A 12,398-nucleotide genomic window follows, 5' to 3' on the forward strand; every position below is an offset into this window, starting at 1 on the left:
TATTTTTTATTAGTGAGAATACCTTTTACACTAATGAAAATTACAAATGTTAACAAGCTGTTTTTTAAACTAATTAGCTATCAGCTAATAACCTTTAGTTCTATCTATTGGGTTATTAAGTACTAACCCCTTATTCAAGCATTCAATATTATCGGCTATTTGCTCTATAACACTATTTAAATCAGAAATCGCCGCGCAATGTGGTGTAAGCGTTATTTTGGGGTTTCCCCAGTAAGGGTGATTCGACGCTAAAGGTTCTTGATCAAATACGTCGAGTGTAGCTGCGCGTAAGCTATCGTTATTTAATGCACTTAGTAAGTCTTGTTCAACAACATGAGCACCGCGTGCCACATTAATAACAACAGCATGTTTAGGTAGCTTTGCGAGCATTGAGTGATTAATAATGCCTGTCGTTGCTTGCGTAAGGGGTAATAGACATACAAGGTAGTCAACATCAGAAAGCATACTATTGAGGCCTTCCTCGCCATAAAAAATTTCGACATTAGTCGCGTTTTTATTACTTTGCGCCCAGGCACTTACCTTAAAGCCATTATTTATAAGCTTTTGCGCGCATGCTTTACCTAATTCACCAAACCCAAGTATGCCGACATGTTTATTACTATGCGCCCGCTTTGGCTTCCATGTTTGCTGTGTTTGTTTAATGTAATATTCTTTTAAACGTAACTTTTGAGCTAACACATGTGTCAGTACATATTCCGCCATATCTTCAGCTAGTTGCATGTCAACAATGCGAACTACTTCAACACTTTCGTCGAGTAATGTTAAATCGATACTGTCTACGCCAGCACCAAATGACGACACAGCCTTTAAGTTAGGTAGCTGTGGCCACATAGATTCTGGCGCTTTCCACGCAAGTACAAAATCCACATCATGTGCGTTTTTGCAATCAGGCCATTGCTCTATCCGCGTATTTGGTAATCGCTCTTGTAACTTCGTTATTAGTTTTGTGTTGTCACGCCCAGTTATAGCAACCAATACCGACATAAATTCTCCTAACAATACACAGTTTATAAGTTAGCACTTTAAAAAGTCACACTACTGCAAAGTAACTGTCACACCCTTTTTTTAATCTTACATGTATGGCGAATAGGCCAAACGGAATATGAGGTTAATATGATAAGTGTTGATAAAGTAATTGCTGCAAACTTACCACAACTAGAGAACTCTCCAAAAGTAAAAGGTTTAGTAAAAAAAGGCCTAGGCTACTTATTACATGAACAAGAGTTTGTTGCTTTTGGTGATGCCTACCCTCACCTACAAGGATTAGAATTTGTTGAACAAGTGCTCGATGAACTCAATTTTGATACGCGCTATAAACCTAAGCAGATAGAACATATTCCTAATGAGGGTAAACTTGTTATCGTTGCTAACCACCCTATTGGTTCATTAGATGCTTTAGCACTGATTAAAGTACTTTCAACTGTAAGACAGGATTTAAAAGTAGTGGCAAACCGCATGTTGATGTCGGTTACTCCAATGCACTCACTTTTACTCCCCGTAGATAACTTATCAGGCATGAGTAAGAAACAAGAGCTTAGTAATATACAAAACCATTTAAAGGATGAAGGCGCATTACTTATATTTCCGGCAGGAGAAGTATCGCGATTAGGGCCAACAGGTATTAAAGACTGCAAATGGAATAGTGGCTTTTTACGTATGGCAAAAAAAGCTAACTGCCCTATTTTACCTATTTATATTAAAGCCAAAAACAGTCCACTTTTTTATGGTACATCAATGATTTATAAACCTTTGGCAAGTTTACTATTAGTGGCCGAAATGTTTAAGCAGCGCCAAAAATCTTTAGAGTTTGAGATTGGCGCCTCTATCCCTCCTGAATCTTACTTAATAGAAAATCTTAAAGATAAAGAAGTTGTAAACCTCATCCGTAAACAGCTTTATAGGCTTACAACAAAAAAAGCTCTGCCGTTAAAAACACAAACACCTATCGCTGTTCCCGAGTGCAGAAAAGAGCTAAAAAGAGCAATTGAGCAATGCCAACTACTTGGTAAAACGCAAGACGGTATGCATATTCATCTATACCAATATGCAGGTAGCTCACCTATTTTTAGAGAGTTAGGGCGTCTGAGAGAAATAGCATTTAGAGCAGTCGGTGAAGGTAGTGGTAAGCGTCGTGATATAGATAAATACGATATGGATTACCAACACCTTGTACTGTGGGACCCAATGCAGCTAGAGCTGGTAGGTGCTTATCGATTAGCCTGTGCACAACAGATAATACAAAAACATGGCCGCGAAGGTTTGTATACTGATAGCTTATTTTCTTATACCGACGCTATGACGCCCTATCTAAAACAAGGAATTGAGCTTGGTAGAAGCTTTGTACAGCCTAAATATTGGGGACGTAAGAGCCTCGACTATTTATGGTATGGCATTGGCGCTTTTATAAAAAGCTATCCACAGTACAGATACTTGTTTGGTGCTGTAAGTGTATCAAATGCTCTACCCGAGCAAGCAAAAGCCATGCTCGTTTATTACTATCAGCATTACTATAAAAGTGGTATTGAATTAGCTACGCCTAATAATGAATTTAAATTAACTGAGCAACAGCTAACCCAGTGCAATACTCTTTTTTGCGGCAATGACGTAAAAGAAGATTTTGTAGAGTTAAAGCATGTGTTAGCTAATATGGGAGCTCAAGTCCCTACTTTATTTAAACAATACACTGAACTTTGTAAACCAGGTGGCGTGCAATTTTTAAGCTTTAGTATTGATCCCGATTTTAATAATTGTATTGATGGATTGGTATTGGTCGATCTTGAAAATGTAAAAGAAAACAAAGCCAAACGTTATTTAGAATAACCAATAATAAGAGAGTGCTTTATATTTATAAAGTACTCGATTTATATTTAATTATTTATAAATATCTGCTCTAGTAAAGTTGTATAAATAGCTTCAATTTTAAGTAAATCACTAATAGATACGTGTTCATTAGCTTGATGAATCGTATTGTTTCGCACACCACATTCAATAACTTGAGTATGGGGACTGGCAAAAAATCGTCCATCCGATGTCCCTCCATTTGTACTTAGTAATGGGTAACTTGAAGTGTTTTTGTAAATAGCCTGCTCAATATGAGTAAGTAAACTCCACCCCGTATTATGGCTTGTATAATAAGGCTCGCATGGGCGTTCCCACTCAATTGTAAAATGCTCAGCAAACTTGTTTAGGGTATTCATTAATTGCGTTTTAACTGCTGCGCTACTGTAACCGTGGCTATAACGTACATTAAATGTAATCTCACAATGACTTGGCACTAAATTATCGACCACATTATTTATGTTAATTCCAGTCACTTGCAGTGTGGTTTTTGAGCTAGTCACATCGAGTAACCAGATCTGATCACTCAAGCTATTTACTATTTTTGCAGCAATATGAGCAGCATTGAGTGTGTTTTGAGGATAAGCTACATGACCTGCCTTACCAGTAACTAAAATCCGAGCTGAAAGCGCACCACGACGGCCATTCTTAACCGTATCGCCAACTTGTGCCACACTTGATGGCTCCCCGACAATACAGCCATCTAATACAACACCTTGCTTGGCAAGCTTATTAACTATTTCTTGAGAACCAAATTCAGCCTCTCCCTCTTCATCTGACGTGATAAGCCAGTAAAGAGTCCCTACTTTAGCGGATTTACTATTAATTAACTTTTTTGTGGCGCTAAGCATGGCGGCAACACCCCCTTTCATATCGGCCGCCCCTCTACCGTATATTGCATCATTTCGCACTCGCCCTTCAAAAGGAGGACTTAACCAACCGCTACTTGTTGCTGGTACTACATCAATGTGCCCTGAGAAAGCAACACATGGGCCTTCTTTGAATTTTATGCAGGCAATTAAATTGGTTACACCATTTATAGTAAATTGCTCGCAACTTAAACCTAAACCCAACAATTTAACTGCAAGCCAATCAATTGCACCCGCTTGGTTAGGGGTTACTGATTCAAAGCGAATTAGTGTTTGTAAGTGCTCTACAACTTCTTTTTGAATATCCGTTGTTTTTGATTTTTTTTCGAATGCTTCTAAAAACATGTTAAACACACTTTATTATTTAATGTGCCTTTATTAAAACGTGAGTTTATGACTAAGCGATGTCAGCCTTAATACATTCATATGACTGTTGATGAAATAAATATGTCAATCTTTTCAAAAGCAGAACGACGCTAAATTTAATCTAAATCAATAAAGCATTCCACAAGGTTAAAATGTTTTTTAAACTTTGATCTAGAACAGGTTTTCATTTTTATTGCTCGGTAATAATAGCGCCAATCAAACAGTAGTTCTTGGAGAACAACATGAAAACTCAAATTAGCATCGCATTATTAACCTCTTTATTAGCACTCTCTCCAGCTGCACACGCTAACTTTAGCGTAAATGTTGGCGCTATTAACGTAAACCCTGATAACAGTAGCTCAGCAATTAATGAAGCACCTACGCTGGGCCTTAAAGGTGATTCAGATACTCAACTAGGTATCACTGTAGATTATGCATTTAACGATCAATGGGTGTTAGAACTAATAGCAGCAACACCTTTTTCACACGATGTAAATGGCGCAGGCGGCTTAGCAGGCAACAAAATTGCAGATATAAAACAGCTTCCTCCTTCTTTAGTTGCGCAATACCACTTTTTAGATACAAGTTATGCGCTAAGACCTTTTATAGGCGTAGGCATAAACTACACTGCATTTTTTGATGAGCAACCTTCTCAAGCACTTAAAGCGACGCTAGGAACAGACGATGTAGAAGTAAAATTAGATGATTCGTTTGGCTTTATGGCTCAGGTAGGTGCTAACTATAAAATTGATGCAAACTGGGGTTTACACGCCATGGTATCAATTATGGATATTGATACCGATGCCACTGTTTATGCTAATGGTGCAAAAGCACTTACATCAACTGTTGAGCTTGACCCCGTTGTTGCTATGTTCGGTGTTAGATACAGCTTTTAAAGCATATATAAAGTAGTACGTAGTTACCCAATTACAATGTGTGTTAAAAGGCCGAAAGGCCTTTTTTTCATTTGTAGAGATTAGGGCAGGTTACTTAACTTTTTCTGCTCTAGCATTTCTTTCCAGTGCATAACTTCACTTGGCAATATAGGTGTTTGGCCATCAAAACCAGCCACTTCAAGCATTTCTTCAATACTTATAATACCTTTTTTACTTTTAAATACACCGCGTACATAAGCAATAGCATGTAAGCCTCGTTCTGAGTGAAACTTTTGCTCAATATAAAAGTATTTATGATCCCATCCAACTAACTTAGTACTTATTGTATATCGCTGCATAGGCTTAATATCACGAATATAAGTAATAGCAGTTGCGTTAACAATCGGAAACCAGCGACGCTTCATTATTTGTTTAAGCAAGCCAACGCGCTCAGTCATCCAAGTTCGAGATAAATCCATCATCGCGAGGTAACGTGAGTTTGTTAAATGTAAATTAATGTCACAATCAGTAGGTAGAGCTTTGTAATCAATATCTACCGTATCAAGTAAATTTTGATATTGCTTGTTACGTTTAATTTTAAAAAACAATAATAAAAGTCGAATATATAAGTTCACAAAAAAGGTCTTACCAGTTAAATTTACTCGAGTGTAGCATAGCCCCTTGCGAAGACGAATATTCTACTTTAATCTTAAATCACTATTACAATAAAAAGATAACTCATGAAGTCAAAACTAAAAATCATTACTGCGCTAACTCTATTAGTGCCTAGTTATAATGCTTTTGCCGATTTTTCATTACCGGGTAAAGGCTCTGTTACTTACCCTACTGGTGTAGTTAAAGAATTTAAATTTGGTTTTGAATGGCAGCAAAAAGCTGAAAAATTCACTATTGGCTCTAAAAGTTACAATATGGAGCAGATCCCTAGCTCTTACTCGGTAGCTATCACGCTTTCAAAAGATGACAGCCAAATATGGGTGCAAGAATTTAATAATGGATTTATTGAAGAGTTTGAATGGCAAATTGGCGAACATAAGATCACTTTAAAAAAGCAGCAATTTAGCGACCCCGTAAAAGGCGATTATGTTATTGAACTTAATGGCCGTAGCTATTTTTTCACTCGTAATAACGCCAGCATTGTAATGAACTTTAACGAAGAAGGTATCGAGACGATTGCAATTGACGGGGTAACAAAAAATATGGGCACTAAAAATTAGTCCCCATATTTTAATTTATTTAGGCCAATTACACTTTTACTGTTTTTCGGTTAATACCGTAATCACGTAACTTATTAGCTACCGCGGTGTGACTTAGGCCCAATCGCTTAGCTAACTGACGTGAGCTTGGATAAGCTGGGTAGAGTTTGCGAAGTAAAGTCGCTTCAAAACGTTTAACAGCTTGATCTAGTGAGCCTTCAAAATCAGACTCTAAATACCCTAAATCATGGGTAAAAGTTGGTAACTGTAAATGCTCTACGCGAAGCTCGCTATCATCTAGTAACGACACTGCGCGGTAAATTGCATTTTCCAGCTGACGAACATTTCCTGGCCACGGATACTCTTGTAAAAAGCTCAAACACTCTTGTGATAAAACAGGAATTGCATGACCATTTTGTTGCGCATATTTTTGAATAAAATGCTCTGCAAGTGGTCCTACATCTGCTTTTCTATCTCTTAGTGGTGCTATTTCTAAAGTAAGCACGTTTATACGGTAATATAAGTCTTCTCTAAAAACCCCTTCTTGTACCATTGCAGGTAAGTCTTTTTGAGTAGCGGCAACAATACGTACATTTACTTTAACTTCGTTCTCATCGCCTACTTTTCTAAACGTACCATCTTGTAAAAAACGCAGTAACTTAGTTTGTAGTTGAGTCGACATTTCGCCAACTTCATCTAAAAATACAGTTCCACCATCGGCTTGCTCTAATACACCGCGCTTTGGCGCTGCATTTTCTTCGTACCCGGCATAACCAAATAACTCAGACTCAGCAACATCATCAGGAAGTGAAGCACACGACAATGCAATAAAAGGTTTAACAGAACGATTAGATGCGTAATGGCACGCTCTAGCTAATAACTCTTTACCTGTACCTGTTTCACCAGTAATCAAAATAGGGGCTTCTAGTTGCGCCATTTTGCGTGCTTCGCGTACAACTCGGCGCATTGCCGTACTAAAGTTATGGATAGTAGCAAAGCTTTCTTGCCCGTAACGTCTAAATGCACTGACTTGCTGCCCTAACCGACTTTGCGATTTAATGTTAATAACCGCACCAGCAAGCACATCACCTTCACTACCTTGAGGCACTGCAATTGGCAAAATGTCTGCAATAAAATCCTCACCAGCAACTTCAACGCGAGTAGTTTGTCCGAGTACTTCTTTACCTTCTAACCAGCGTGTAAAGTTAAAGCCTTTAAGCAGGTTATTAATATTTGCACCAATCACGTCTTTTTCAATTAGCTGTAAGTCTTTACATGCTGCATCGTTACATAAACGCACCCAGCCTTTAGCATCAATAGAGATAACCCCATCAGGCAATGCACGTAGTAAAGTATTTAATTCGTTGTGTTCACGCTCAGATGGTAAAAATGCAGTGGTACGCACATCATGTACACCGTCGATTAAACGTATCGATGGCATAATTTTTTGGAATTGTTCAAATTCAATTTCGGGAAAACTAACGTACATACGACAATTTACAGAATCGACTTCAATTCCTTTCAAATCAACGCTGTAGTTAACTAATATATTAAGGATTTCTTGAGCAATACCAATTCGATCAGCACAGTGAATATCTAGACGCATACATCCTCAAAGAAGGAAAAACTATATTAGCCGAATAATACGCTAAGTCGCTTTGAGAAGGTAGTTTATTGTAAACATTTTTGGACAAAATAGCTTTTAGAGCCAAAGGGTGGGATGTAATTAAACGAAGAAAAACAGCACTGATATTTATATTTAACTATACCAGTGCTGTTTATTAAATCTTATTATGAGACTACTTACCTTGTGGGTAAGCTGACCAATCACCACCATCTAATTGTATGAATGGTCTTTGGTTAACATACATCATTATTGTGCCTTCATTTTCAGCAACTTTAGGTGCTTTAGGTAGGTTTTCAAGTAAATTAGCAACACTATTATTCCCACCAAACACATCAGTTTGCAGCGTCTTACTTACCAGCTCTGAAAGCGCAAAGTAACTTGTTGAATCATCAACCACAATTTGCGAGTAGTTTTGTACGTCTGGGCCTATAAATTTAATCGCTACAGGTACAGACACAATTGCAGGACTAGGGATTTCACGTAATCCTGCAAATTGTACTTTATCACCTTTTAAGTTAGCGCCGTGTTCAGGCACTATCATTAACATAACGTTGCGACCACGCTTTTCTAATTTTTTTACAAATTGGTTAATATCAGCAAATAAGTTTTTATGTCTGATTGGGTATGTCTCTTTACTATTCACCCTTGGTTGATTCTCTAGCTGATTACCGTCATGTAAACTTGTGGTGTTATAGTACATCGCACACGGCTTACAATCATCAGCTTGCTCTAACCAACCATCCAGCACAGCTTCATCTGAGTAAATAGGGCTATTATCAAAACCTCGAAGCGCCACTGGCATTGAATCGATATTAAATGGCGTGCTATCTAGGCCACCGTACTTATTTATTAAACCTTTAAACTCATCAAAATGTCCGTCGTGATTCATCACAACATTATTTTGATAACCTAGTTTTTCTAGGTTTTTAAACAAGTGACATTGTTCAGGTGCCTCTTTAAATAATGCCGTTTGACTAGTTTGGCCACAACTAGCGCGCAGTAGCCTTACCGCAGCTGGTCCGCTGTATGATGTAGCCGAGTTAAAGTCTGAAAACACCACATCAAAGTCTTTATACATATCAGTAACACTTACACCAATAGCATTTAAATCAGCAACAGCCATTGAGCATATGTTCAAAATAATTACATCAAACAGTTCACCATTTACCTGGCTTGGAAAGTGACTCATTAATAAGCTTTGTTGTTGATAAAAATCAGCTAATTTTTGATCAGGAGATTGTGCTGCCTGAGTGATCACTTGTGTTTGAGGATTACTTTGACTCTGTGTAACCGGCTCAGGGTTAGCCACATTATTAACGAATTGTGATTGAGAGTTACCCCCTTGCCATCCTACAACTAACAGCCCAACGATAGTGACTGTTGTAAAGCGTATCCATTGCGATGTATACCAAAAACACACACTAATTACGAACAAAGCCAATAACATATCAATGTTAATAACACGGGTTAATAACTCAATAAAGTAACCAAAACTAAAATCTTGAACGTTACCCGCTTGTTTAGTCAACCTGTTTATTGGTGGCAACCATGAGTCTTGGTAAAGTAATACCACAGCAAACACAGCACCTACTATATGTTTTGCCTTCTCTATTAATGGCGGTTTAAATTTAATCGCAAGCAACGCAGCAAAAGCCGCATTAGTTAATACGTTAAAATCAATTGCACCATAATAAAACAGAGCAAACTTAACTAAAAAATAAAGGTTCCAAACCCCTAAACCTGATAATTTCACTTCTTATCCTTTTTTACTGTATTTGGTGTATAAGGCTCTAGTACTTCATGTTTAAAAGTAAGCTTATAATAATATTTTGTTATTTGAGATAAAATGTATTTGCCTAGCATACAAAGCACCGCGCCAAGCACCATTGCAAGGAACACGGTAATTAAAAGCTGATTCATACTCATAAGTTATCTCTTAATTTCATTATAAAAGGCTTAGCATCTGGGCGGCTTTTGCTAGAAAATTCAGGTGTGTTAATATTTTCAGTAACGCTGTTTGCTATATCAGGTGCAAATTTATAGCTATCATTCTCGGCAAGTTTTTGCGAGAAATCTACAACACTCTTACCTTTATAAAAACGCCTTAATTGTTTACATTCTTGTTGAATGTAAAAGTGATCAGAAATTACATTTTGCTGTACAAAAAAATCGCTTGTTTTTAATTTAAACAAATGCTTAATCGCATTATCAACGTCATTTTCTCTACAAGCATGCAAATATAAATAAACTGTATTATCTGCAATACTAAATACATCACCTTCGCGTTTAATATGAAATAAATGCAAAGGGTGTATTGGGTCGATTCGTGGCAGTAATTCAAGCTTTACTAGCACACCGCTCACACCTAAATTAACGGCTGAGTCACTATGAATTTCTACTTGTTTCGTAAACTCAATGAAAGGTAAATATCCTTTCGAAAAGGTATTTTCAGTGTATTTTAAAACATCCTCAACTGAGGAAGGTAAAGGCCTTGAAAACTTAAAACCTTGAATAGATTGCACTTGTGAAAGCAAACGCGAAGGCTCTGAAAAGCTATACAAAATTAGATTTACACCCAAGGTTAAAAATAAGCACTCATCTTGATGGCGAATAACACCATCAACATTTTGAATAACAAGCTTTAACCATCGTCCGCAGTTTTTTCTAAGTTCAAAACACTGCTTACCCAATAGCGCCAAATCGGTGTAACGCGTAACTGCAAAAATTAAGGTGGCTGCTTCTACTTTTGGGCCTTTGTTAAATAAATCATTATTATCTTTTACACTATTATAATGCATCGGTAACTTAGTACCTTCGGGCACAGCACTTTGCACAAGCCAAACATCGTCTTCATCGGCAAAGTCTGAGTGTTTAAGTGCTTTACTTTCGCTTACTGTTCCAGTTTGAACAACAAACTGATTACCACTTAATAATAATTGGTAATGTTCACCAGCAATAACCCCCCTGCTGTGACGCCAATAATCATATTCAAGTACTCGAACCGCAGAGTCGTTATCAACAAATACCAGCCCATCAAATACATTGTTTAATCGTCTAAATAAAAAGCGATAATTAGCAATATCAGGCCCAGATATTAAAAATAATAATGTTGCCCCCGTACGACGAACAAAATCGTTGTACCCCTTCATCATCAGTTCTAAGCTTTTTTCACCAGCACTGTTTAGCAGTCTCGTATTAAAGTGAACAAAAACAAGCGCTTCGTTTAGGCGTTTATAAGCACTTATCTCTTTTATAATACCTGAATTAATTCGCTCAATTGAATAGTGCAGTGTTTCTGGAGTCAACGAAAAGGGATGTACTCGATTATGCTCATAAGCATAATTTAATGGCGCAGAAAAAGAAGAATCAAAAAATGACTCAACCTCTTGAGAAACTATAAATATATCATTAATTAAACTTGGATTAATTGCATGTAAAGCAAGCTCGATCACTAAATTATCTAAAGGGGCTAAAACAGCATAACTTGAAGCCGATTTTAACTCTTTTGCAACAGGCTCTAATCCCGTTATGTTAAAGTTATGCACTTGAAATGCCCTATTAAAAATACTTTTTTACTAGTTTTAACCGTTATTCTATATATAATAGCTAAATATTGTCTACTTTTAATCAAAATAATTAACGTAACTACAAAGGTGAAGATGAATAACTTAAGCTCTAAAAACTCACAAACGTTAACATCAAGTGACGTAGAAAACCTTGTACTGCGTTTTGGTGGAAAGAGCGATGACTACATAGAAATTGTAAACAAACAGCAAAATAAAAATACAATTAATAAATATGCATTACTTAAAGAAATAAATAACGAACTAAACATTCAAACTCGTTCAATTAACGATAGGTAAAACATCCGTTGCAAAGAGTTTTCATTAAAGGTATCAAAGGCGGCTTAGGTAGCACTTCTGTAGTTGCTAACCTTGCGTGCGTACTAAAAAGATCTGACGTTGATGTTATTGCTATCGATTTAGATACTAAAAGTGACTTAGGTTTGCATTTTGGTTTACCGTGGAAATACACCAAAGGCTGGAGTAATGAAGCCTGCATTGAAGATGCACTTGCGCATTTTCATCAAGATAACGATGGTGTTATATTTTTACCGTTTGGTGACAACGATGACACTAGCATCAATGACATCACTACCATGGTCGATAAATGCAAAAATCTAAATTACAGCGACCAAGCCTGGGTACTTTTTGACTGTCCTTCGCATATCAACCTTCCTTACTATCCGTTAGAGAAAAACGATATTGTAATTGAATTGGTTAATTGCGACGCTATTTGTCACAGCTTAATTTATAGACGCCTACAAACACTCAAGAATTCAGATAACAATTGGAAGCATTACTTTTTAGTTAACCGCTATAATTCTGCATCAACGCTAGAATTTGACTTGTTTTCCCTATGGCAATCAACACTTCCTCTTATAGCTCCCTTTTTTATCAACAGTGACGAAGTTATCAAAGAGTCAACCGCATACAGAAATGTAGCACTCAATTGCGCGCCATATAGTATCGCAAACGATGACTTTGAAACGCTAGCTGGTTGGCTAGTTAGTAAAGCGGCCTTATAA

The 12,398-nt window shown here is 37.1% G+C and carries 11 protein-coding genes; 5 read left to right on the forward strand and 6 right to left on the reverse strand.

The annotated features are described in order from the left end of the window. Window positions 1-84: 84 nt before the first annotated feature. Window positions 85-1,005, reverse strand: coding sequence for a 2-hydroxyacid dehydrogenase (locus PARC_RS12715; protein WP_010555114.1), 921 nt, complete (start codon window positions 1,003-1,005; stop codon window positions 85-87). A 129-nt stretch (window positions 1,006-1,134) separates the two neighbouring features. On the opposite strand from PARC_RS12715, the gene olsF reads away from it, so the two are divergent. Continuing rightward, window positions 1,135-2,841 (forward strand): bifunctional ornithine lipid synthase OlsF, encoded by a 1,707-nt coding sequence (gene olsF, locus PARC_RS12720; protein WP_010555115.1) that lies wholly within the window; start codon window positions 1,135-1,137, stop codon window positions 2,839-2,841. Window positions 2,842-2,888: 47 nt separating this feature from the next. Here the strand turns inward: olsF and dapE are convergent, their stop codons facing one another. After that, window positions 2,889-4,073: a succinyl-diaminopimelate desuccinylase gene (gene dapE, locus PARC_RS12725; protein ID WP_010555116.1), complete on the reverse strand. Its 1,185-nt coding sequence runs from the start codon at window positions 4,071-4,073 to the stop codon at window positions 2,889-2,891. Window positions 4,074-4,336: 263 nt separating this feature from the next. On the opposite strand from dapE, the gene PARC_RS12730 reads away from it, so the two are divergent. Beyond that, complete coding sequence (locus PARC_RS12730) at window positions 4,337-4,990, forward strand: OmpW/AlkL family protein (RefSeq protein WP_002958218.1); 654 nt, start codon at window positions 4,337-4,339, stop codon at window positions 4,988-4,990. 80 nt (window positions 4,991-5,070) lie between these two features. Here the strand turns inward: PARC_RS12730 and PARC_RS12735 are convergent, their stop codons facing one another. Beyond that, window positions 5,071-5,604: a thioesterase family protein gene (locus PARC_RS12735; RefSeq protein WP_002958217.1), complete on the reverse strand. Its 534-nt coding sequence runs from the start codon at window positions 5,602-5,604 to the stop codon at window positions 5,071-5,073. Between the two features lie 105 nt (window positions 5,605-5,709). Between PARC_RS12735 and PARC_RS12740 the strand changes: the two genes are divergently transcribed. Continuing rightward, complete coding sequence (locus PARC_RS12740) at window positions 5,710-6,204, forward strand: hypothetical protein (protein WP_010555117.1); 495 nt, start codon at window positions 5,710-5,712, stop codon at window positions 6,202-6,204. A gap of 28 nt (window positions 6,205-6,232) precedes the next feature. On the opposite strand, the gene tyrR is transcribed toward PARC_RS12740, so the two are convergent. The 3 genes from tyrR to bcsE all read right to left on the reverse strand — a co-directional run bounded on the left by tyrR (window position 6,233) and on the right by bcsE (window position 11,355). Then, window positions 6,233-7,789 carry a transcriptional regulator TyrR gene (tyrR, locus tag PARC_RS12745; protein ID WP_010555118.1) on the reverse strand — a complete coding sequence of 519 codons (1,557 nt, stop codon included), beginning with the start codon at window positions 7,787-7,789 and terminating at the stop codon, window positions 6,233-6,235. Window positions 7,790-7,982: 193 nt separating this feature from the next. Further along, on the reverse strand, window positions 7,983-9,563 hold the full coding sequence (gene bcsG / locus PARC_RS12750) for a cellulose biosynthesis protein BcsG (RefSeq protein WP_010555119.1): 1,581 nt from the start codon (window positions 9,561-9,563) through the stop codon (window positions 7,983-7,985). 169 nt (window positions 9,564-9,732) lie between these two features. Beyond that, on the reverse strand, window positions 9,733-11,355 hold the full coding sequence (bcsE, locus tag PARC_RS12755) for a cellulose biosynthesis protein BcsE (RefSeq protein ID WP_010555120.1): 1,623 nt from the start codon (window positions 11,353-11,355) through the stop codon (window positions 9,733-9,735). A gap of 114 nt (window positions 11,356-11,469) precedes the next feature. Between bcsE and bcsR the strand changes: the two genes are divergently transcribed. Both bcsR and bcsQ read left to right on the forward strand, forming a co-directional pair. Further along, the gene (gene bcsR, locus PARC_RS12760) at window positions 11,470-11,673 is read left to right on the forward strand and encodes a BcsR/BcsP family cellulose biosynthesis protein (protein ID WP_010555121.1); all 204 of its coding nucleotides are present in this window, start codon (window positions 11,470-11,472) and stop codon (window positions 11,671-11,673) included. A gap of 8 nt (window positions 11,674-11,681) precedes the next feature. Next, the gene (gene bcsQ / locus PARC_RS12765; protein WP_010555122.1) at window positions 11,682-12,398 is read left to right on the forward strand and encodes a cellulose biosynthesis protein BcsQ; all 717 of its coding nucleotides are present in this window, start codon (window positions 11,682-11,684) and stop codon (window positions 12,396-12,398) included.

The organism is Pseudoalteromonas arctica A 37-1-2, from assembly GCF_000238395.3.
Taxonomy (GTDB): Bacteria; Pseudomonadota; Gammaproteobacteria; order Enterobacterales; family Alteromonadaceae; genus Pseudoalteromonas; species Pseudoalteromonas arctica.